17 protein-coding genes are annotated in these 22,450 nt (G+C 74.0%); 5 read left to right on the top strand and 12 right to left on the bottom strand.

Going from position 1 to position 22,450, the window contains the following annotated elements:
• Positions 1-11: 11 nt before the first annotated feature.
• Positions 12-1,766: a hypothetical protein gene (locus KBX43_RS17500; RefSeq protein WP_210885583.1), complete on the bottom strand. Its 1,755-nt coding sequence runs from the start codon at positions 1,764-1,766 to the stop codon at positions 12-14.
• Positions 1,767-2,235: 469 nt separating this feature from the next.
• Between KBX43_RS17500 and KBX43_RS17495 the strand changes: the two genes are divergently transcribed.
• The 3 genes from KBX43_RS17495 (at position 2,236) to KBX43_RS17485 (ending at position 5,394) form a co-directional block, all read left to right on the top strand.
• Positions 2,236-3,345, top strand: a complete 1,110-nt coding sequence (locus tag KBX43_RS17495; RefSeq protein ID WP_210885581.1) for a DegT/DnrJ/EryC1/StrS aminotransferase family protein — start codon at positions 2,236-2,238, stop codon at positions 3,343-3,345.
• A 73-nt stretch (positions 3,346-3,418) separates the two neighbouring features.
• On the top strand, positions 3,419-3,964 hold the full coding sequence (locus KBX43_RS17490) for a pyridoxamine 5'-phosphate oxidase family protein (protein WP_030503323.1): 546 nt from the start codon (positions 3,419-3,421) through the stop codon (positions 3,962-3,964).
• Positions 3,965-4,050: 86 nt separating this feature from the next.
• Complete coding sequence (locus KBX43_RS17485; RefSeq protein ID WP_043325274.1) at positions 4,051-5,394, top strand: cytochrome P450; 1,344 nt, start codon at positions 4,051-4,053, stop codon at positions 5,392-5,394.
• A gap of 55 nt (positions 5,395-5,449) precedes the next feature.
• Here the strand turns inward: KBX43_RS17485 and KBX43_RS17480 are convergent, their stop codons facing one another.
• From KBX43_RS17480 to KBX43_RS17435, 10 genes are read right to left on the bottom strand one after another with little or no spacing between them, the layout of a single operon-like run.
• Entirely contained in the window at positions 5,450-5,992 is a 543-nt protein-coding gene (locus tag KBX43_RS17480; protein WP_030503321.1) for an EF-hand domain-containing protein, read from the bottom strand.
• Positions 5,993-6,019: 27 nt separating this feature from the next.
• Positions 6,020-6,880: a class I SAM-dependent methyltransferase gene (locus KBX43_RS17475; protein ID WP_210885578.1), complete on the bottom strand. Its 861-nt coding sequence runs from the start codon at positions 6,878-6,880 to the stop codon at positions 6,020-6,022.
• Positions 6,881-6,906: 26 nt separating this feature from the next.
• Positions 6,907-7,602: a copper resistance CopC family protein gene (locus KBX43_RS17470; protein ID WP_064447373.1), complete on the bottom strand. Its 696-nt coding sequence runs from the start codon at positions 7,600-7,602 to the stop codon at positions 6,907-6,909.
• Complete coding sequence (locus KBX43_RS17465) at positions 7,599-8,162, bottom strand: hypothetical protein (protein WP_210885576.1); 564 nt, start codon at positions 8,160-8,162, stop codon at positions 7,599-7,601. Before KBX43_RS17465 ends, KBX43_RS17470 begins: the two co-directional genes overlap by 4 nt.
• On the bottom strand, positions 8,159-8,722 hold the full coding sequence (locus KBX43_RS17460; protein WP_307851546.1) for a flavin reductase family protein: 564 nt from the start codon (positions 8,720-8,722) through the stop codon (positions 8,159-8,161). Before KBX43_RS17460 ends, KBX43_RS17465 begins: the two co-directional genes overlap by 4 nt.
• Entirely contained in the window at positions 8,715-9,164 is a 450-nt protein-coding gene (locus KBX43_RS17455) for a thioesterase family protein (protein ID WP_030503316.1), read from the bottom strand. The genes KBX43_RS17460 and KBX43_RS17455 overlap by 8 nt, the downstream gene beginning before the upstream one ends.
• A 1-nt stretch (position 9,165) precedes the next feature.
• A complete protein-coding gene (locus KBX43_RS17450; protein WP_210885572.1) occupies positions 9,166-14,937 on the bottom strand; it encodes an SDR family NAD(P)-dependent oxidoreductase in 5,772 nt (1,923 codons plus the stop codon).
• 32 nt (positions 14,938-14,969) lie between these two features.
• The gene (locus tag KBX43_RS17445) at positions 14,970-15,941 is read right to left on the bottom strand and encodes an enediyne biosynthesis protein (RefSeq protein WP_210885569.1); all 972 of its coding nucleotides are present in this window, start codon (positions 15,939-15,941) and stop codon (positions 14,970-14,972) included.
• Positions 15,938-17,890, bottom strand: a complete 1,953-nt coding sequence (locus tag KBX43_RS17440) for a CRTAC1 family protein (protein ID WP_210885567.1) — start codon at positions 17,888-17,890, stop codon at positions 15,938-15,940. The genes KBX43_RS17445 and KBX43_RS17440 overlap by 4 nt, the downstream gene beginning before the upstream one ends.
• 4 nt (positions 17,891-17,894) lie before the next feature.
• Complete coding sequence (locus KBX43_RS17435; RefSeq protein ID WP_104114689.1) at positions 17,895-18,866, bottom strand: DUF1702 family protein; 972 nt, start codon at positions 18,864-18,866, stop codon at positions 17,895-17,897.
• 413 nt (positions 18,867-19,279) lie between these two features.
• Between KBX43_RS17435 and KBX43_RS17430 the strand changes: the two genes are divergently transcribed.
• Together KBX43_RS17430 and add are read left to right on the top strand one after the other, a co-directional pair.
• On the top strand, positions 19,280-20,086 hold the full coding sequence (locus KBX43_RS17430) for an AraC family transcriptional regulator (RefSeq protein WP_247677485.1): 807 nt from the start codon (positions 19,280-19,282) through the stop codon (positions 20,084-20,086).
• Entirely contained in the window at positions 20,086-21,063 is a 978-nt protein-coding gene (gene add, locus KBX43_RS17425) for an adenosine deaminase (RefSeq protein ID WP_210885561.1), read from the top strand. The genes KBX43_RS17430 and add overlap by 1 nt, the downstream gene beginning before the upstream one ends.
• Here the strand turns inward: add and KBX43_RS17420 are convergent.
• Positions 21,054-22,450 (bottom strand): AAA family ATPase (locus tag KBX43_RS17420; RefSeq protein ID WP_210885556.1); only part of this gene is annotated, 1,397 nt, incomplete at its 5' end. The genes add and KBX43_RS17420 overlap by 10 nt on opposite strands.

The following is a 22,450-nucleotide window of genomic DNA, read 5'->3' as shown; positions in this document are numbered from 1 at the left end:
CGCGGTTGCGGTCAGCGCAGTTGCGCGTCGGCCACCGCGAAGAGCAGCCCGTGCGGGTTCGCCTTGCCGGTGTCGCCGTGCGGCCAGCTCGTCCGGTCGAAGCTCACGCAGCGCCGGCCGGTGTGCTCGTCGCGGAACGCGCGGTCCTCGGTGAGCCGGCCCGCCGGGTCGACCAGCGCCATGCAGATCCGGGCGTCACCGTCGAGTCCGGTGGGCGCCACGAAGTAGTTCGAGGTGACCACCCGGGAGACCTGGTCGGTCTGGCGGAAGTGCTTCCCGCCCGCCACCGGCCGGAACGTGTCCATCGCGCCCCAGTGCGGGCCACCGAGTGTGGTGTCCACGATGGGCAGGGCGCTGACCAGCGCGGGACAGTCCGGCTCGGCGCCGCCGCGTACGGTCTCCGCGATCGTGTCGATGCGGCACGAGGTCCGGCTGCCGGCGGCCAGGAGCCGGCGGATGTCCAGCACGTACACCATGCCGGACTCGGCGTTGACGGCCGGTGAGTTGTTGCCGCCGAACATCACCGTGTGGAACAGGAAACGGTCGTCCGGGCTCACCATCAGCCAGCTGCCGCCGTCGGCCGCGCTGGTCGGGGTGTCGCGCGGGTAGATACGGCGGAAGGCGGTCGCGTCGTCGAACACCTGCCGCCAGGTCAGCTCCCGCTTGGTGATGTCCGGCGTGTAGTAGACCGCGCCCATCCCGGTGGCCACGAACGCTCCCTTGTGCCGGGGCTGGTGCGTCACCGCGGGCTCCATGGCCAGCAGACCCTCGCGGCTGTACTCGTCGTCGACCCGGGGCCCGTCGGGCAGGTAGGACAGGGAGAGCAGGCGGGGCCGGTTCCGGTCGCTGATGTCGTACGTGCGGACCGTGCGGCGCTGCAGGTTGGGGTCGGTCACCAGGCCGGCGACGACGTGCCGCACCTCGACGAAGTCGCTGGTGACCAGCCGGTTCAGGTCCTCGCGCAGCGCGATGCCGTGCGGGTTGGCGCAGGTCGGCACCGGCAGCGCCGGCTGGTTGGGGCAGGAGACCGGGTCCTCGGCGGTCTTCTTCGCCGCCGGCATCTCGGCCAGCACCCGGCCGTCGGGGCCGAGCCGGACCACCTCGCCGGGGGAGCCGGCGAAGCCGTTGCCGACGCGGGTCTGCCCGTCGGAGTAGGTGCAGGGCCCGGCGACGTCGGGCCCGCCCATGTACGACCCGTACGCGGTGCCGTCGCGCAGGACGGTGAACGCGTCCGGCACCGAGCCGCACGGGGTGTCGTGCGGCAGCGTCACGCCGCTGAGCGAGACCCGGGGCAGCCGGCTGACGTCGAAGACGTAGACGGTGTCGCTGAGCAGGCCGCCCGCGTACACCTTGTCGCCCTTTCGCCAGGTGTACTGCATGTGGTGCGGCTCGTTGCCGAAGACCGAGTCGACGGTGACGGTGTTCGCCACCCGGCCGTAGTCGGGGGAGCCGGGGGTGGCGTCCACGACGGCGAGGAAGTCGGGGTCGGGCTTGCCGTCGGGGCCGGGCGCGGCGTCACCGGTCCAGACCAGCAGCCACTGGCGGGCGGGCGCGCCGGGACGCTCGGCGGCCTGAGCCGTGCGGGTGAGGTGGTTGGTGATCCGGTACGGCTGGCCGTCGCTGCCGGTCACCGTCGAGGTGACCCGTCGCACGGCCGCCCCGGCCGCGGCCGGGGGTGGCACCAGGCCGCTGCTGACGGCGACGAGCGCGATCACTCCGATGTGGGCGGCACGCCGGAGCGGACCGCGCAGTTGTGGACGGGGCATGGACGTCCTCCTGGTCACGTGCGGGATTGAGGCCGGAACATGCCAGGCGTCGCGGTCGAGGGGGACGGAGAAGTGCCGGGGAGCGGCGCCCGCGGCAGCGAGCCTACTATCCGAATTGCAACTGTCAATTGACGGGAAGTCGACTACAGGGAGATCCACTGCGCGCAATTTCCATCGATTGCCGGAGGCGCCTAGGTGGTCGACAGTGGCCGATGTCGGGGCAGGTCAGCTCGGTCCTGAGGGCTTGCCGGGAAAGGCTGTTCGCGCGCCCCGCAGGGTTGGTGCCAGTCCGCGGCGACGGCGTCGCGGCGACGGTGATTCCGTCCGTTCGGGCCAGTGGCCGGGAGCCGCCGGTACCGACGTCGGTTGACGAACGTGTAGCTAGCCGATGGGGCGGCGACTAGGATGCGGGGTGGTGATGCCGGGGTGAGGCGCCGCGGCGACGACGCTCCCGGGGAGGTCCGCCGCCATGACCGTCGGAGTCTGGAACTACCTGGCCGAGTACGAGAGCGAGCGGGAGGACGTCCTCGGCGCGGTGGACCAGGTCTTCTCCTCCGGCCGGCTGGTGCTCGGTGAGAGCGTGCGCGGCTTCGAGCGGGAGTTCGCCGCCTACCACGGCGTGCCGCACTGCGTCGGGGTGGCCAACGGCACCGACGCCATCTCGCTGGCCCTCTGGGCGCTGGGCGTACGCCCCGGCGACGAGGTGGTCACCGTCGCCAACACGGCCGCGCCGACCGTGCTCGCCATCGACGCGGTGGGCGCGGTGCCGGTCTTCGTCGACGTGGACGAGGCGACCTGCCTGATGCGCGTCGACCGGGTCGCCGACGTGATCACGCCGCGTACCCGGGTGCTGCTCCCGGTGCACCTCTACGGGCAGTGCGTCGAGATGGCGCCGCTGCGGGCGCTCGCCGCCGCGCACGGCCTCGCGGTGCTGGAGGACTGCGCGCAGGCGCACGGCGCGCGCCACCACGGCCGCGTGGCCGGGTCGCTCGGTGACGCCGCCGCCTTCTCCTTCTATCCGACCAAGGTGCTCGGCGCGTACGGCGACGGCGGCGCGACGATCACCGCCGACCCGGACGTGGAGCGGCGCCTGCGCCGGCTGCGGTACTACGGGATGGCGGACCGCTACTACGTCGAGGAGACGCCCGGCCGCAACAGCCGCCTGGACGAGGTGCAGGCGGAGATCCTGCGCCGCAAGCTGCGGCGGCTGGACCGCTACGTCGCCGCCCGCCGCGCGATCGCCCGCCGCTACGACGAGGGGCTCGCCGGCATCGGACTGGGCCTGCCGGTCACCGCGCCCGGCAACGAGCACGTCTACTACCTCTACGTGGTGCGGCACCCGCGGCGCGACGAGATCCTGGCGGCGCTGCGCCGCCACGGCATCGAGCTGAACGTCAGCTACCGCTGGCCGGTGCACACCATGCGCGGCTTCGCCCACCTCGGCTACTCCGAGGGGTCACTGCCGGTGACCGAGCGGCTGGCCGGGGAGATCTTCTCGCTGCCGATGTACCCGTCGCTGGACGAGGGCGCGCAGGCCCGGGTGATCGACGCGCTGCGCACGATTCTGCGGGCCTGGTGACGCTCCGAAGCGGGCACCGCAAGAATTGAGAATCATATAGCAAACTGCGCTCGCGCGGATCTACCATCTCGGCATGGAGCCTTCCACGTTCAGCACCCCGGTCGGCGACTTCGCCGACCTCCGTGACGACTTCCTGCGGCTCACCACCGAGATCGGCTGGTGCACCGTCGCCACTGTGGACGGACGCGACCGGCCGCGCAGCCGGATCATGCACGTCTCCTGGGAGGTCGGCGACGCCGGCCCGACCGGCTGGGTCAGCACCTCCCGCACCCCGGTCAAGACCGCCCACCTGGCCCGCAACCCGTACGTCTCGTGCAGCTACTGGACACCCGCGCACGACGCCGTCTTCGTCGACTGCCGCGCCACCTGGCTGGAGCCGGGCGACACCAAACGCCACGTCTGGGACCTCGTCGCCGCCGAGGCGACCCAGCGCGGCTTCGACCCGTACGCGGTCTGGCCCGACGGCCCCGCCGACGCCGGCTTCGAGGTGCTCCAGTTCGACCCCTGGCGGGTCCAGATCACCCTTCAGGACCTGGCCAACGGCCAGACCATCGGCTCGTCGCGGGTCTGGCACGCCGCCGGGCGGCCCGCGTCCACCGGCGCGCTGCTCTCCCGCTGATCCCGACCGGGCCGCCGCCGCACGACGGACCGGCCCGTCACCGCCGACGCGGCGAGCCGCGCGGCCCGACACCGAGGGAACGCACCATGACCACCACCCTGCGCACACCCGCGTCGGCGCCCGGCCGCCTGCCCGTGCTCGGGCACGGCCTGCAGATGAAACGACGACCCGCCGAGTTCCTGCTCGAACTCCAGTCCGGCGAGCCGGTCGTCACCATCGCGCTCGGCAAGCGCCCGGCGTACGTGGTGAACGACCCGACCCTGATGCGGGAGCTGCTGCGCGACGGCGACACCTTCGTCCGGGGCGGGCCGATGACCGAGCGCTTCCGGTCCATGTTCGGCAACGGCCTGGGCATCTCCGAGGGCGAGTTCCACCGCCGGCAGCGGGCGCTGATCCAGCCCGCCTTCCACCGCAACAAGGTCATCCACTACACCGAGCTGATGAGCCGGACGGTCGCCGGCAAGCTCGACTCCTGGCGCGACGGCCAGCGCCTCGCGGTCGAGAAGGAGATGGACGAGCTGGCCCTCACCAACGTCGTCGAGGTCGTCTTCGCCGGTGACCGAAGCCTGGACCGAGCCCGGTTCATGGCCGCGACCACCACCGTCCTGGGCGGACTGTTCCGCCGGATCACCGACGTGACGGGCGTGCTGACCCGCCTGCCCACCCAGGCCAACCGCGACTACGACACCGCGGCCGAATACCTGCGGGCGACCATCCGCCGGGTCATCGCCGAGTACCGCGCGGCCGGCACCGACCACGGCGACCTGCTGTCGATGATGCTCTTCGCCCGCGACGAGGACGGCCGGCCCGCGATGAGCGACGAGCAGGTCCACGACGAGGTGATGACGTTCTTCATCGCCGGCAGCAACACCATCGCCAACACGCTCTGCTGGGCGCTGCACCACGTCGGCGCGGACCCCGAGGTGCAGCGGCGGCTGCACGCCGAGGTCGACCGGGTGCTCGACGGACGGGCCGCCGGCTACGCCGACGTGCCGGCGCTGGAGTACACCCGCCAGGTGCTCTCCGAGACGCTGCGGCTGCGCACCCAGGGCCTGTTCAACAACCGGGTCACCGCCCGCGACGCCGAGCTGGGCGGCTACCTGATCCCGGCCGGCTCGGACGTGCTCTACAGCTTCCACGCCGTGCACCACAACCCGCGCATCTACCCCGAGCCCGAGCTCTTCGACCCGGACCGGTGGCTGCCGGAACGGGCCCGGACGCTGCCCCGCGGCGCGTTCATGCCGTTCGCCACCGGCGTGCACGGCTGCATCGGCGACCAGTTCGCCTGGACCGAGATGATCGTCTCGCTGGCCAGCATCGCCGCCCGCTGGCGGCTGGAGCCGGTGCCCGGCCACGAGCCGAAGCCCGTGCCGGCCATGACCATGCCCGTCGACGCGCTGCCGATGACCGCGCGCCGCCGTACCCGCTGAACGACCGACGCCCGGCCACCGGCCCACACGGACCGGCGGCCGGGCGTCCGGCCGCTCAGAGCTCCCCGGCGATCACGTTGCCCGGCGCGTCCGGATCGGCGCTGAGGTAGAACTCGTGCGCCGCCCGGCCGTACTCCTCGCTGGTGAGGTAGCCGTCCCGGTCGGTGTCGAGCCGGTCGAAGATCCGTTGCGTGTCCTCCGAGCGCATGCCGCTCTTGCTCTGCGCCGCGAACATCTCCGCGTGGTTGATGCGCCCGTCCCGGTCCGCGTCGGCCACGTCGAACACGGCCAGGCTGAACGGCACCGCCGCGTTCGTCACGAACTCCGGGAACTCCGGCTTGTCGGCCCACGCCACCCACTCGGCGACCGTCACCCGCTTCTCGCCGTCGGGCCCGTCGCTGCCGCGCATCCCGCGCCACATCCGGGCCGCCGCGCCGTGGATCCGCCGCCAGCCCGGCGAGTACGGCGCCACGCCGTACGTGTCGCACCAGATCTGGGCCATCGCGGTGATGTCCAGCCCGTCGATGACGCCGTCCCCGTCGGCGTCGTACGAGGCGAAGACCTTCTCCAGCTTGCGGCGTTGCAGTTCGGTGGTCATCTCGGTCCCTTCTTCGCGTGGAATCTGTCAGTGCGGGGCGACCGCGCGGACGGTGAGCGCGGTCGAGGTCAGGTCGACCAGTCCGTCCGGGCCGGCGCGTCCCTCGGCGGCGGCGGCCACCTCCGCCCAGAGCGCGTCCCGCCCGGCCGGATCGAGCGCCTCGACCCGGCGGCGTACCGGTGGCGGCGCCACCGCCCGGGTGAACCGCGCGTACTCGGCCGGGTCGTGGAACCGGAACGGGACCGGGTACTCCTCGACTGTCACGTCCCGCAGGCCGGCGTCGGTCAGCCCGGCCGCCAGCGCCTCCGGATCGCACAGGCGGTACGGGCCGGGGGCGTCCAGTGGCCCGGACGGCAGGTCCAGCCGGCGCGCGAGCACGCCGTACCCGAGCGACATCAGCGGCACCCGCGGCGGTGGCGCCCACACCGCCGCGGCGAGCACGCCGCCCGGGACGAGCAGCCGGGCGATCCGGCCGAACGCGGCGCCGGGGTCGACGGCGAACATCAGGCCGAGCCGGCTGAGCACCACGTCGAACGCGTGCGGCGGCAGCTCCACCGTCTCCAGGTCGGCGACGAGGAAGTTGACGTTGCGCCGGCCCTCGGCCCGGCGGCGGGCCACGGCGAGCATGGCGGGGGAGAGGTCGACGCCGGTGACCGTGCCGGCCGGGCCGACGATGTCGGCGGCGCTGAGCGCCGGCTCCCCCGGACCGGTCGCGACGTCCAGGACGCGGTGCCCCGGCCGTACGCCACCCAGGGCCAGCAGCCGCGCGGTGAGCGCCGCGCCGCCCCGCTCGAAGGTCTCCCACTCGCGGGTCCAGCCGTCGCTGACGGCGTCCCAGGTCCGCCGCTGTTCGGCCTTCACCGCGGCGGCATCTGTCGATACGGACATCGCTTTCCCTCCTGTGGTCCGTCAGGTCACCCGCCCGGCCGGGCCGGTTCGCGGTCGGCAGGCCGGTCGCCGGCGTCCTCCGGCTCCCGCAGCACCCAGGCCCGCCGTCGCCCGCCCGGCCCGGGACCGGCCGACGAGGGCGTGCCGCCGGCGGGCCGGTCACGCCGTCCCCGCGCCATCAGCACGAGCAGGACCGCCCCGGTGACCACCGGCGCCAGCAGCAGGGCCAGGCCGGCCGCTCCGCCCGTACCCCCGTGGTGGCCGCCCCCGGCGGACCCGTCCGGCGGCGCGGTGGCCGGCGGGGACGCGGCCGGGGCGGCCCGCGGCGGCGCGCCGAGCCCGGCGGCGACGGTGAACGGGACCACGCCGGTGGCGGTCTGCCCGGTGGCGAGCTGGGCGTGGTAGCCGACCCGGTAGCGCCCGTCACCCACGACCGTCACCGGCACCTCGACGCCGTTGTCGCGGTAGCGCGGCGCGCCCGTCGCGCCGAACGCGCCGCCCGGGCCGATCAACCAGACATGGGTCCGCTCGGCGTCGAGCGGGCCGTTGAAGGTGAGCGTCACCGCCGCCGGGGCCGTGGTCAGCCGGGCGCCGGCCGGCGGGTCGGTGGTCACCAACCGCGCCGGCCGCAGCTGCGCGGCCAGGGTCAGCCCGGCCAGGCCGAGCGCGAGCAGCGTGAGCAGACCCGCCGCCAGCCACCTCAGCCCCGGCCCGCGCCTCACCGGACTTCGGCCACCCGGCGGCAACTGCACCGCATCCGGGCCAGTTCGTCGGCGAGCGGCGTGCGGTGCAGGTACATCGCCACCACCATCGGCAGGAACACCACCGCGTTGTAGAACAGGTGCAGCTCCACCCGGGGCGCCACCAGTTGCAGCAGGCTCGTCGGCACCGGCTGCCCGGCCAGGTTGCTGCCGGTCAGCGACTGCACCAGCAGCAGCAGGTGCTCCAGGTGGTGCCACACCTGGATCAGCAGCGCCGCCATCCACCAGGTCCGGGCACGGCCGACGAAGCCGCCGCGCAGCAGCCAGAAACCGGCGAGCATGACCAGCGCGTACCCGTAGTGCAGCCACTCGCTCTCCACCAGCCACGGGAACGGCATGCCGAGTACGCCCCGGGCCTCCGGCCGGGACCAGCCGAACACCCAGATCTGCGCGGCCTGCACCAGGTGCTCGGCCCAGTGGGCGATGACGACGACGAGGAAGATCTGCAGGGCAGCCCGGTGCCGGCTGCCGTTCAGATCGAGCCCCGAAGCGTCGGCGTCGCGCTTGTCCGACAGGGTCACTGCGCCTCCTTCAGGAGCGGTTGGACGTGCCGGCGGCCGGCGGCCGGGTGGGAGTTCCCGTACCTGTCGAACCGGCCTCGCCGGAAGATCAGGGCGTCGCTGTCGGCAGCCGTGCGCGCGGCCACCAGCCGGCCCACCACGATCACGTGGTCGCCGCCGTCGTGGCAGCGCCACGGCCGGCACTCCAGCCAGGCCAGCGCCCCGTGCAGCAGCGGCGCGCCGGTCCGCTCGCCCGGCGACCAGCCGACAGTGGCGAACTGCGCGCGTCCGGGCCGCCGGCGCCGGTCGGCGAAGTGCCGGGCCAGGCGCTCCTGCCCCCCGGCCAGGACGGAGATGCCGAACCCGTCCGCGTCGGACAGGCAGGCGGACATCAGGCTGTCCCGGCTCACGCAGAGCAGCACCAGCGGCGGGTCCAGCGAGACCGAGGTGAACGAGTTCGCCGTCATCCCGTGCGGCAGCGGACCACCGACCGTCAGCACCGTCACGCCGGTGACGAACTCGCCGAGCACCGTACGCAGCGCGGCGGCGGCCGGCGGCGCGTCCACGGCGCGCTCAGGCACGGCCGGCCACCCCCTCGGCCGCCCGGTACGGCGCCAGCGCCCGCACCAGCGGCGTCGGCACGCGGGTCGGCACCACCTGCCCGGCGACCTCCCGCATGCAGGCGATCCGCTGGTGCCCCCGGGCCACCGGGACCAGCCCGCCCGGGCCGTCGCGCAGGTAGTCGAAGGCCAGGCCGAGCTGCGTCTGGGTCAGCTCGGTCAGGCTCATCCGGATGCGCAGCTCGTCGAAGGCGTCGAGCTCGGCGAGGTACTCGCAGTCCACCCGCAGCGTGAACAGCTTCAGCCCGGCGCGCAGGTCGTCGACCACCGCCGGGGCGTGCTCGCGCAGGAACATCTCCCGGCAGCGGCCCTGCCAGCGCAGGTAGTTGACGTAGTAGACGTTGCCGACGAGGTTCGTCTCCTCGAACCCGACCACGTGGCGGTACTCGTACCAGGCGGACATGTCACACCCCCGTCGCGGTGAGGACGGCGACGACCACCGGCTGTGGCTCGCCGGTCAGACGGACCGGGCCGGTGGCCACCGTGACCCGGCCGCTGCGCACCAGCACCCACTCGCCGTCGCCGCCGGCCACCGTGAGCGGGGCGTCCACCGGCAACCCCGCCTTGACCAGGCACTCCTTGGCGCACCAGACCCGGGTGGCGGCGACGTCGGCGTCCTCGCCGAGGTCGGCGGCGATCTGCCCGGCCAGCCCGGCGTGCCGGCCGAGCAGGTCGGCCCACACCTCGGCGGGCCGGGGCCGGACCACCTCCAGGTCGCAGGCGAGCGGCCCGGCGCCGGCCACCAGCAGGCTGGCGACCTCGCTGTGGGCGGCGGAGACGTGCCGGCCGTTGACCTCCTCGGGCCGCCCGTCCGGCCGGTACCGCAGCCGTACCGGCCGTCCCACGGCCCGTCCGACGGCGACGGCGGTGACCTCCCGTCGTGCTCCGCCGGTCCGGTCCGGACGCGGTTCCACCACCACCGCCAGGTCGGCGTCGAGCAGCCGGCCCAGCCGCCGCTCCAGCGCCGGTCCGAGCAGCGCCGGCGGCCACGGCAGGGCGGCCGGGCGGTGGCGCACCGCGCGCAGGCGCAGACCGAGCCAGCGTTCCACCACCGTCCCGGCCGCGCCGAGGACCGTCACGTCGTACCGGTAGGTGTCGTCGCGGTGCTCCCGCTCCACCGCCACGAAGCGGACCTGCTCGGTGGCGGCGAGCTTCGGCCCGGCCGGCTCCACCCGGTCCACGGCGATCGGCAGCAGCGTCGCGTCCGGCACGCAGACCTGGATGCCGTGCAGGAAGGCGTCCCGCGCGCCCGCGTCGCCGAGCAGCAGCCGCTGCGGCAGGAACGCGTGGAACCAGCGCAGGTCCTCGGTGGTGGCGACGTCCGCCTCGGCCCGCCGGGACGCGACCCGGTGGTAGCGCACCAGCCGGCGGAACCGGTCGCCCTGGAAGAGCAGGTCACCGTAGAGGTCCCGGCCCGGCTCCAGTGGCACCGGCGGCAGCCCTCCGGTCACGCCCGGCGCCTCCCGGTCGCCCTCGTCCGGCTCGAAGCGGACGGTGCCCCGGAAGTGGTCGGCCGCGAAGCCCGTCTCGTCGCTGCGGATCGCCACCTCCACCACGCCCGCCTCGGCCTGCACCGCGGCGATCCGGACGGTGACGCGCCCGCCGCGGGCCACCACCACGGGCCGGGGGAAGCTGACGCCGGTCAGCACGGGCACGCCGGTGGCGCCGGCGAGCGCGGTGGCCACCTGCGCCATCGCCTCCATGCCGAGCACCGCGGGCAGCAGGAGGTTGCCGTCCAGGTCGTGCTCGGCGAGGTACGGGTCGCTCTCGGCCGACAGGTCCGCCTCGACCACCAGCTCCACGCCGTCGTACTGCACCAGCGGACGTTCCAGGAAGCGCAGCAGCGGCAGCTCCCGCCGCTCGTGCCGCAGCGTGTCCAGCCCGTCGGTGCGGCCGGTGACCACCACCGAGGCGGGCAGCCGGGGCAGCGCCAGCACCTGGCGCAGCAGCCGGACGCCCTCGTCCGGCGGGATGGGGGTGATGCCGGCGCGCAGCAGCGACTCGACGGCGGAGAGCCGTTCACCCATGCCGACGCCGGACCAGACCGACCATTCCAGACAGACGGCGCGGCATCCGGTGAAGCGCCGGCCGGCCTCGGCGGTCAGCCGGGCCAGCCAGTCGTTGGCCAGCGCGTAGTGCGCCTCCCCGGGCAGGCCGCCGCGCCCGATCACGCTGCCGAACGTCACCAGCAGCCGCAGCTCGTCCGGCTCTACCGCGGCGAGGACGTTGGCCAGGCCGTCCACCTTCGGCGCCAGCGTGGCGCGCAGGGTGTCCGGGTCCAGCGCGCCGAGGGCGGCCGGCCGGTTGACCCCGGCGCCGTGCAGGACCCCGGCGACCGGGCCCAGGTGCGCGCGTACCTGCGCCACCGCGGCGCGTACCGCCTCCGGGTCGGTGACGTCGGCGCGCACGTACCGCAGGCGCACCCCCGCCTCCCGCATCCGGGTCAGGTTCGCGGCCAGCTCCGGGTCCGCGGCCGGGTCGGCCCGGCCGAGCAGGGCCAGCCGCGCCCCGGTGTCCCGGGCCAGGGCGAGCGCGCACTCGGCGGTGATGCCCTTCCCGCCGCCGGTCACCAGCAGGACGTCGTCCGGCCGCAGCGGCGGACCGGCCGGACCCGGGCGTGCCGGGCCGGGCGGCGGCAGCGGCCGCAGCAGCGGGACCCGTCGCCGGCCGTCCGGGCCGAGGTGCGACTCGGCGTACCCGTCGGTGGCCGCCACCTCGCGCACCACCCGGTCCACCAGGTCGTCGGCCGGGGCCGCCTCGACCAGCGTCACGTGCAGACCCGAGCCCTCCAGCCGGGCGGTACGGGCCAGCCCGGCGACGCCCCGGCCGTGCTGGACGACCACCAGGCGGGCACCCGGAGGCTGGGCCACCGCCGCCTGGACGGCGCGCAACGCGAGGTCCAGGTCCACCTCCTCGCCCGGGCAGAGCAGCACGCCGCCGCCGACGCCCGCACCGGCGAGCGCGTCGCGCAGCGCCTCCGCGTACGGGTGCCCGGCCGGCGCGTACCACTGCCAGGCACCCGGGCCGCCGGGGCCGGCGCCGGCCGGCTCCACCGGTTCCTCGACCAGCTCGACTGTGAAACCGCGCACCCACGGCGCGACGCCGTCCACCCGCCGGTCGGCAGGCGGGGCGGCCGGGTCCAGTTCCCGCAGCGCGTCGGCGATCTCCCGCAGCGTGGCGGTGGCGAAGTTCGTCGGCGCCTGCACCGCGGGCAGGCCCAGTTCCCGGGCGGCCTCGTTCACCAGCTGACCCACGGCGATCGAGCTGAGGTGCAGACCGTCGAGGAGCCGGGTGTCCGCGCCGACGCTCTCGGGCGGCAGCTCCGCGCGGGACGCGGCCAGCCGGCGCAGCACCGCCAGCGGGTCGGCCGCCGGCCCGCCTCCGGCCGGGGCCGTCTCGTCGACGGTCACCGGCCCGCCCGCGGCCTGCGGGGTGGCCCCGGTCGGGGACGCCGCCGCCACGGCCACGGCGGGCGCGGACTCGCACGGGTTGGCGAAGAAGCGCCGCCGCGCGGCCAGGTCGAGCGGACGGATCGGACGGTCGCTGACCAGCGCGGCGTGGTCCACGGGCGCGCCCAGCGTCCAGAGCGCGCCGACAGTGCCGAGGAACCCGGCGAGCGTCGGCGCGTCCGTGCCGGTGGCGAACACCGGCACGTCGACCAGCTCCCGGGCCATCCGGGCGAGCACCTGGCCGGGACCGACCTCGACCAGCGCGTCCACCCGCCGGCCGGCCTCGGTGACCGCCGCGGCGAAGCGCACCGGCTCGGTGATCTGCCGGCGCAGCAGCGCCGCCAGGTCGGTGCCGGAGGTCAGCTCCGCGCCGGTGACTGTGGAGACCACCGGCCGGCGCGGCGGGGCCAGACGGACCCCTTCCAGCCAGTCGCCGAACTCGCGGGCGGCCGACGCCATCAGCGGGGAGTGGAACGCGTGCGAGACGGCCAGGTCCGCCCAGTGCACACCGGCCTCGGTGGCCCGCTCGCACACCCGCCGGACCGCGTCGGACGGGCCGGCGACCACCGTCTGCCGCGGCCCGTTGTAGCCGGCCACCACCACCGGTTCGGCGCCGATCAGCCGGGCGGTGACGGTGTCGTCGGCGGCGATGCCGGCCATCGTGCCCGGTTCCCGGCAGCCGGCCATGACCGCGCCGCGCGCCGCGGCGATCCGCAGCAGCGCCTCCGCGTCGACGGTGCCGGCCCAGTGCAGCGCGGTGATCTCGCCGAGGCTGTGCCCGACCGCCACCCGCGCCTCGACGCCCAGTTCGGTGAGCACCCGCAGGCCGGCCAGGGAACCCGCGGCGATGCGCGGCTGGGCCACCTCGGTGGCCACCGGGTCCGCGTCGGCCGGCAGCGCCGCCAGGCGGTGCACCTCGGCGGCGGCCGGGAAACGCCGGGCCAGCGCGCCTCCGTCGACGCCGCGGCCGGAGCCCTGGCCGGGGAAGAGGAACCCGAGCCGGGCCGGGCGCAGCGTGCGCCGCAGCGCCAGCCCGTCGGCGAACAGCTCCTCCTCGCCCCGGTCGAGCGCCGCCAGGGCACGCTCGAACCGGTCCACCGCCTCGGCGGGGGAGGCGGCGACCACCGCCAGCCGCATCGGCCGGCCGCGTACCTCGCCGGCCAGAGCGCCGGCCAGGTCGGTCAGCTCGCCGTACGACAGCCGGGCCAGCGGATCCAGCAGCGCGGCCACCCGTTCCCGCAGCGCCACCGGGTCGGCCGCGTCGAGCAGCAGCAGCTCGGCGTCCTGGGTGTGCCGGGCCAGCCGCAACTGCTGCCGCCGGACACGTTCCGGCACGGCGGACGGGCCGGCCTCCAGCACCAGGTGGGTGTTGATCCCGCCGAAGCCCATCGCGGTGACCCCGGCGCGCAGCGGCGCCCCGTCCGGCCACGGCTCGGCCACCGGCGCGGCGCGCAGCGTACGGTCCGCGGCGGTCAGCTCCGCGCGGGGACGGGCGCACCCGGCGGTGGGCGGGACGATGGCGTGCCGCAACGCCATGGTCGCCTTGATCAGCCCGGCCACCCCGGCGGCGGCCTTGGTGTGCCCGATGAGCGCCTTGATGGAGCCGATGGCGGCCGGATCGGTGGCCCCGGCGTCGCGCCGGGCGGCGGAGAGGGCACGCAGTTCGGTGGCGTCGCCGACGGCGGTGCCGGTGCCGTGCCCCTCGAAGAGCGGGACCGTGCCGATGCCGAAGCCGGCCCGCTGGTACGCCCGGTCCAGCGCCAGCCGGTAGCCCTGTGCCTCGGGCCGGGTCATCCCGCCGCGCCCGTCGGAGGAGACGCCCCAGCCGGCGATCGTCGCGTGCACGACGCGCCCCTGCGCCACCGCGTCGTCGTGGCGCATCAGCACGACCATGCCGCAGCCCTCGCCCGGCCAGAAGCCCTGCGACCGCTCGTCGTACACCCGCATCTCGTCGCGGGCCAGCGCGCCGGCCTTGGCGAAGCCGACCATCTCGAACGGGTCGATGGACAGGTCCACCCCGCCCGCCACCGCCACGTCGACCTCGCCGTCGGCCAGGGCGCGCGCGGCGGTGACCACGGACAGCAGGCTGGAGGCGCAGGCGGCGTCCACCGTCCAGCCGCCGCCGCCGAGGTCGAAGTGGTTGCAGATCCGCCCGGCGATGGTGTTGGAGAGACCACCGGCGAGCGTGTCCTCGTCGATCGGCGGGAACGGGCTCTTGTACCGCTCCTCGGTCACCGCCAGGAACTCCGCGATCCGCCGGTCGGGCCACCCCTGCTCCTGCAGCCCGGCGGCCAGCACCCGGCGCACGTACGGCCAGCGCAGCCGCAGCACGTTGGCGCGGGAGAACTCGCCGGTGAGGGTGTTGCCGACCACCACGGCGGTACGGTCCCGGGGCAGCCCGGCGCCGTCCGGCCAGCCGGCGTCGGCGAGCGCCTCGCCGGCCACGTCCAGCGCCAGCCAGTGGGTGAGGTCGGTGGAGCGGTAGGTGCTGCCGGCGATCCGGTGCCGGATCCGGTCGAACGTGTACCCCTCGATGACGGCGGCGTGCCGGTTGTAGAAACGGTCCGGGGTGGCCGGGTCGGCGTCCCAGTAGTCCTCCAGGCTCATCCGCTCCGGCGGCAGCCGGCGGAACGCGCGGCGTCCGCTGAGGGCGTTGCGCCACAGGTCGGCCACCGAATCGGCTTCCGGGTAGCGGCAGCTCATGCCGACGACCGCGATTCTGCTCATGTCGTCACTCCTGGGGTTGTGCGATTCGCGGATCAGGCGGGCACGGGCCGCTTGCCGTTGTCCGCGGAGACGGGACCGGCGGTGGCCGGTGTCCCGGGCGTTGCGGGCGAGACGGGTTGGTCCTGCTCGCGGCGTCGCTGCTCGCGGCGCGAGGCGTGCAGCGACCAGAGGAAGGTGCCGCGGATCAGGCAGACGATCGCGGTGGCGAAGAAGAGCCCGTACGTCACCGAGGCGCCGGTCAGCACGCCGTACACCAGCGCCACGCCGCCACCGAACGCGAACTGGGCGGCGGGCCGGCTCGGCGTGGTGCCCGGATCGGTGATCATGTAGTTGGTGAACAGGACGAACGCGGTACCGGTCATGGTGGCCAGCGCGGCCACGATCGACGTGTCCAGCACCAGGCCCCGAACCACCGACTGCACCACGAAGATCGACAGCCAGCCGGCGATCAGCCACATCCGGCGGGTGAGCTTCGCGTTGAGCATCGTGCCCAGGACGAGGATCACGGCCACGATCGCCCAGTCGGCGGGGCCGGAGAGGTTCTCGGTGAAGTGGTACGGCGGCGCGATGGAGACCCACGGGAACAGCAGCAGCACGATCGCGATGCCGAAGTTCGACGGGTTCATGAAGTGCCGCAGCCGCCCGTTGACCGGCGCCCGCAGCAGCCACTTGCCGCTGATCGCCACCAGCACGCCGAAGAGCATCACCAGCACCCGGTCGTTGGTGTAGAGCAGCATGTTCACCGCCAGCGCGGTGATGTGCGCGGGGAAGAGGAACTCGACCAGGTTGCGCACGCCGCCGGCGTACCGGGGGGCGCGGCCCTCACCTCGGGCGCCCACCGCCTCCAGCAGCAGCTCGGCGGCGTACGCGGTGAGCACGGCGTACACCGGCCAGAGCGCGGGCTGCTCGAAGCCGAGGACCGTGTAGCCGAGGATGTTGAGGACGGTGATCGAGATCGCGAAGCGGCGCAGCGCTGTCACTCGCGGGTCGCGTGGCTTCGTCATGAACTCGCCTCCTGTGCCTGGGTGCCGAGGGTGAGCGCGTGCCGGCCGGGGGTGAGCGTCACCGTCTGCGCGCGTGGCGCGCCGGTGCGGTCCCGCCAGGCCAGGTCGACCTGGACCGGCCCGGTGACGTCGCCGAGGCCGATGTGCACCTCGAAGCTGCGCCGGCCGGAGTGGCCGCTGCCGCCGTCGACCCGGCCGCGCAGCACACGGCCGTCCGGGGTGCGGACGGTGACGTCCGCGCCGATCAACGGGGAGCCGGTGGCGGCGTCGCCGGCCGGCGGCCGGTTCAGCTTCAGGGACAGCTGCGATCCGGTGCCGGGGCTGTCGTTGCGGTAGAACACCGGCGCGTCCCACTGCCGGGCCACCGCCATGTCCAGCCGGCCGTCGCCGTCGGCGTCGCCGAGCGCGATGCCCCGGGTCGGGATGGGCACCGCCAAGCCGAGCTGGCCGGCGATGTCGGCGTAGGCGCCGCCGGGCATCCGGGCGTGCAGGCGCAGCGGCTGCCCGCCGGCGATGTCGTCGCCCTGCCGGACCCGTGGCCACGCCGAGGTGTGCTCCAGCAGCGTGTCGTTGGCGGTGGCCAGCTCCTGCAGCTGCGCCCACCGGTTCACCTCGCCCTTGACGAAGCCGCTGGTCTGCACGATGTCGGGCCGGCCGCTGTTGGTCAGGTCGGCGATCTTGACGTCCCAGCTCCAGCCGCTCCAGGCGAGGTTGAGCGGGGCGCTGCGGTCGACGAACGGCGCCCGCCCGTCGGCGAGCCGCTGCCGCAGGTCGTCGGTGTCCCGGGCCTGGTTGACGAAGGCGAAGTTGCTCTCCTGGATGCCGAACGAGGTGGTGATGTTGCCGACGTACATGTCGTAGAGGCCGTCGCCGTCCAGGTCGCCGACGTCCACGCCCATGCCCTTGAAGGAGTCGTGCCCGAGGATCTTCGACTTGGGCACGGTGAGCCGGCTGCCCTCGCCCTCGACCAGGGCCAGCCGCACCCGGCCCGGTGTGGAGCGGTTGTGCAGCAGCCGGTCGGGGCCGAAGTCGTTCGCCACGTACAGCTCGGGCAGCAGGTCGCCGTCGAGGTCGGTGGCGGTCGACGCGAGTGCCCAGCCGCGGGAGACGTCGTCGTCGAAGAGGTCCGGCACGTCGGCGAAGGTGACGCTGTCGGCGGTCGCGCCGGTCCAGCGCAGGACATGGTCGCGCCCGCCGTTGTACGCGGCCGACATGGACCTGTTCATCGCCACGCCGCCGCTGACCGTGTGGTCGAGCACCGGGCCGTCGGGGAAGTAGTTGCCGACGAACACGTCCTCGTGACCGTCGCCGTCGAAGTCCGCCACGCTCACCGTGTTGGTGTTCCACCGCGGCCCGGTGTAGCCGCCGTCGGCGGCGGCGGGCCGGGGGACCAGCTCGACCGGCTGGAACGCCGCCGCGGACAGACCGGTGGCGTCCGGGCGGGCCAGGAAGATCACCGGTGTCCGGCCCCACCAGTAGACCAGCAGGTCGGTGCGGCCGTCCTCGTTGAAGTCGCCGGGCGCGCAGCCCATCGGCGCCATGTGCGGCCCCATCGGCAGCGGCGCCGGGTCGAGCACGAACGGCTGGTACCGCTCCTGGCGCGCCCCGGGCGTCGGGGTGACCACCACCCGGTCGATCCGCGGGTCGGTGACGCAGAGGTCGTTGGCCAGGCCGTCGCCGTCGATGTCGTTCATGGCGACCCCGGCGCCCACCGACGAGATCCACGCGTCGATGTGCGTGTACTCCTTGTTGACCCGGCGGATGCTCTGCTGCGGCAGACCACCCGGGATCGCGATGGACAGCGGCGTGAACCGGTAGCCCGCGGCCACCCGTCGCCGTTCCTCGTCGGTAGCAGTGGCCGGCTCGGCGATCAGGAACAGGCCGACGATCAGCAGCAGGGCGGTCAGCCCGGCGAGATGACGTCGGCCCCAACCCAGGATCATGGACACCCGGTCAGCACCTCCCCAGCAGTACGAGATGGTCGGCGATCCGCTGACGCCACACCGCGAAGGCGGGCAGCGACGCCGAGTCGGTCAGATCGGTCAGGGCGGCATCGGTGATCGCGGCGGCCTGCTCGATGCTGGTGACGCAGAACGCGCCGACCGCGACAGCAGTGTGCGTCGGCACGTGTCCGGCCCGCATCCGGGCCTTGGCCGCGAACGCGGCGCCCTGGCCGAGCGCCGCCCGGTGCTCGCCGGCCGCCTCGCGCAGCGTTCGCAGTTCCGTCAGATCGGCGCCACCGGCGTAGCTGGCGGCCAGGCCGACCCCGCTCCACAGGTCGGAGTGCCGGTCGGCGGGGAACCGGTGGAGCAGCCGGACCAGTTCGGCCGGGTCGGCGCCGGCGACGAACCACAGCGCCCGGCCGATGCCCTGGTCCACCGCGTGCGGCGCGTAGTGCCGCAGCTCCGCCGGCCAGATGTGCGCCGGGTCGCGGTGCCGTTCGTGGACGTACCGGCCGGTGTGGAAGTAGGCCTGGTGGAAGCCGTAGCCGTCGAGGGCGAGCCAGCGCAGCAGCGGGTCGGGCGGGAGGATGGCCGGCCGGCGCCAGCGGGGCAGCCGGGCCATGGCCCAGCCGGCGCCCACGTGGGCCATGTAGACGTGCGCGTCGCCGCGCCCGGCCAGGAACCGCGCCATGCCCCGGCCGCCGCCGGGGCGGAGGCCGTCCATCAGGGCGTACGCCATCGCGGCGCCCTCGTAGGCGAAGCCGCGCAGCGGCGCCGGCCGGCTTTCCAGCAGTTCCTCGGCGGCCCGGGGCTCCGGCGCCCCGGCGGCGTCACCGAAACCGCCGATGAAACTCTGCCCGGCGCTTTCCAGGGCCTGCCGCGCGGCGTCGTTCTTGACATGGAAGCCGCGTGTGTCAAACAACGCCTCGCGCTTATCCGGCGTCAGGATTCGTTGTCGCAGTGCCAACAATATTCGGGCCATGGCAAGTCCAATTCGCCGTGGGTGTACGCGTGCGGATCCTGCTCGCCTGCAGAGAAGTTCTTCGATTGGCGTGCCCGCTCTGGCCAATACTCGCGGAACGCCTCGGCGACTGTCTTCTCGCAGGTTGCTGTGTTGCCTCAGGTGACCGTCGGCACCGCTTCGGCGGGCGCGTGAAGCCGGGTGCGCGCAAGCCTGGAAGTGGGTCCCGCACCGGCTCCGGCCAGCACGTATCGCCTGCCGCCGAGGGCGCCGGAGCGGCCCGCGTGCGGCAAATCAAGACTCGTTCAAGAGCCGCACAGCACTATTGGTCACGGTTTCCGGGTAGCGATGGAGGGGCCATGGGGCAGTTTTCAGGTGCCGACTGCAAGGAACATGACGGCCGGTCGGCCGCCATTGTCCGGGTGATTGAGCACATGAAAAGAGAGCTCGGCAGACCGTTGCCGCTGGAAACGCTGGCGCGCCTTGCCCCGTTCAGCCCCTTCTATTTCCATCGCGTGTTCAAGCAGGCCACCTCGATGACACCGGCACGTTTCCTGGCCGCCCTGCGGATGGCCGAGGCGCGACGGCTGCTGCTGCGTTCCTCGCTCACCGTCACGGCGATCAGCGCCCAGGTCGGGTACTCCAGCGTCGGCACGTTCACCACCCAGTTCCGGCGCTGGGTGAGTTTGCCCCCGGAGCGGTTCCGCCAACTCGCCCGGCAGTTGGCGGGCGTGTCGGTGGCGGCGCTGCTGCCGGTGATCCGCAGCCGCGCGATAGTCGCCGGCCAGGGCCCCCGGGCGCTGATGCACCTCGACACCGTGGACCTGCCGGGGCTGCTGCTCGCCGCGGTGGCGCCCCACGACGGGGGGCGCAACGAATGGTGGACGGCCGCGCCTCGCCCGCTGCCGGCCGCGCTGCCCGCCACCGTGCCGCCGGGCGAGCACCGCGCCCGGGTCCTGCTGCTGCGCCCGGACCGGGACGCCACCTCGGCGCTCGTCGACGGCGCGCCGGACAGCTTCCTGATCGGCGACGCGGACCTGCGGATACCGGCCGAGACGGGCAGCGCCCAGCGCATCGCCGTCGCGCGGGCCACGCTCACGGTGCCGGTGCGGCAGGTGCGGGTCACCGATCCGCCGCTGCTCTCGGCCACGCCGCTGCGCTGGCTGCTGGGCGTGTCGCAGGCCGGCTGGCGGGGGCGGACGCCGGTGATGGCCGAGCGGCGCGCGCTCCGAACCGCCTGATGGCCGTGCCGGCCCCGAAGATCGAGCTGCACGTCCACTTCGAAGGGACGGTACGGCCGGAGACGCTCCTGGTCATCGCCCGCCGCAACGGTCAGCGGCTGCCCGCGGAGACGGTCGAGGGTCTGCGTCAGCTCTACGAGTTCACCGACTTCGACCACTTCGTCCGCACCTGGGTGTTGACCACCAACTGCCTGCGTACGGCCGACGACTTCCGGCGCATCGTGGTGGCGTACGCCGCCGAGGCGGCCATGCACGGCGCTGTCTACCTGGAGGGCATCTTCTCGCCGGCCGAGCGGGTGCGCCGGGGCGTCGGCTGGGCGGACATCTTCGAGGGGTACGCCGACGGCGCGGCCGAGGCGTACGAGCGGCACGGCGTACGGGTGCTGTTGACGCCCGACGTGGACCGCGAGCTGGCGCCGGCCGACGCCGAGGAGTGCGCCCGCCAGGCCGTGCGGTACCGGGACCGGGGCGTGGTCGGGTTCGGTCTGGGCGGGCCGGAGCTGGCCGCGCCGGCGAAGGCGTTCGCCCGGGCGGTGGCGATCGCCCGCGACGGCGGTCTGGCGTTCGTCCCGCACGGCGGCGAGGCGGGTGGGCCGGATTCGGTACGCGACCTGCTGGAGCTGGCTCCGGCCCGGATCCGTCACGGCATCCGGGCCGCCGAGGACGACGACCTGCTCGCCGAGCTGCGGGACCGGGGTGTGGTGCTGGACGTGTGCCCCACGTCGAACTTGCGGACCCGGGTGGTGGAGTCCGAGGCCGCGCATCCGTTGCCCCGCCTCGTCGCCGCCGGTCTGCGCTGCTCGGTCGGGACCGACGACCCGGCGATGTTCGGTACCGATCTGGGCCGTGAGCACGAGTTGGCGGCGCGTCTCGGGCTCGGGCCCGAGCGGGCGTACGCCGCCGGGGTGGCCGGGGCGCTCTGCGACGACGCGACGCGTGATCATCTGATGGCGGTGGGCCGGCGGGCCTACGGCTGACCCGTCGGCACCGGCTTGCCGGCCCGGAAGACGAGTGTGGACGTGTCGGTGTCGTCGGGGTCGCCTTCGCAGTCCACGACGACGATCTGGCCGGGGGGCAGTTCGTTGAACAGGATCCGTTCGGACAGGTTGTCTTCGATGTCGCGTTGGATGGTGCGGCGTAGTGGCCGTGCGCCGAGGACGGGGTCGAAGCCCTTCTTCGCGAGGTACTTCTTGGCGTTGTCGGTCAGCTCCAGGCCCATGTCCTTGTTCCGCAGCTGGGTCTCGATCCGGGCGATCATGATGTCGACGATGGAGAGGATCTCGGTCTCGCGCAGCTGGTGGAAGACGATGGTGTCGTCGATCCGGTTGAGGAACTCGGGCCGGAAGTGCTGCTTGAGCTCGTCGTTGACCTTCTGCTTCATCCGGTCGTAGTTCGACTCGGAGTCCTCCGAGGCCTGGAAGCCCAGCGACACTGCCTTGGCGACGTCGCGGGTGCCGAGGTTGGTGGTCAGGATGATGACCGTGTTCTTGAAGTCCACGATCCGGCCCTGGCCGTCGGTGAGGCGCCCGTCTTCCAGGATCTGCAGGAGCGTGTTGAACACGTCCGGGTGGGCCTTCTCGATCTCGTCGAAGAGGACCACCGAGAACGGCCGGCGACGCACCTTCTCGGTCAGCTGCCCGCCCTCGTCGTAGCCGACGTAGCCGGGCGGGGCACCGACGAGCCGGGACACGGTGTACCGGTCGTGGAACTCCGACATGTCGAGCTGGATGAGGGCGTCCTCGCTGCCGAACAGGAACTCGGCGAGCGCCTTGGACAGTTCGGTCTTACCGACGCCGGACGGGCCGGCGAAGATGAACGACCCGGACGGGCGCTTCGGGTCCTTCAGGCCGGCCCGGGTACGGCGGATCGCCTTCGAGACGGCCTTGACGGCGTCTTCCTGGCCGATGACGCGCTTGTGCAGCTCGTCTTCCATGCGCAGCAGCCGGGAGGTTTCCTCCTCGGTCAGCTTGTAGACCGGGATGCCGGTCCAGTTGCCGAGGACCTCGGCGATCTGCTCGTCGTCGACCTCGCTGACGACGTCCAGGTCACCGGCCTTCCACTCCTTCTCCCGCTGCGCCTTCTGCCCGAGCAGCTGCTTCTCGGTGTCCCGCAGCTGGGCGGCCCGCTCGAAGTCCTGCGCGTCGATCGCGGACTCCTTGTCGCGGCGCACCTGGGCGATGCGCTCGTCGAAGTCGCGCAGGTCCGGCGGCGCGGTCATCCGGCGGATCCGCATCCGAGCGCCGGCCTCGTCGATCAGGTCGATCGCCTTGTCCGGCAGGAACCGGTCGGAGATGTACCGGTCGGCGAGCGTCGCGGCGGCGACCAGGGCGGCGTCGGTGATGGAGACGCGGTGGTGGGCCTCGT

Source organism: Micromonospora sp. C41, assembly GCF_018070485.1.
GTDB classification, from domain to species: domain Bacteria; phylum Actinomycetota; class Actinomycetes; order Mycobacteriales; family Micromonosporaceae; genus Micromonospora; species Micromonospora chalcea.
This window is presented reverse-complemented; position numbering and strand designations above follow the sequence as displayed.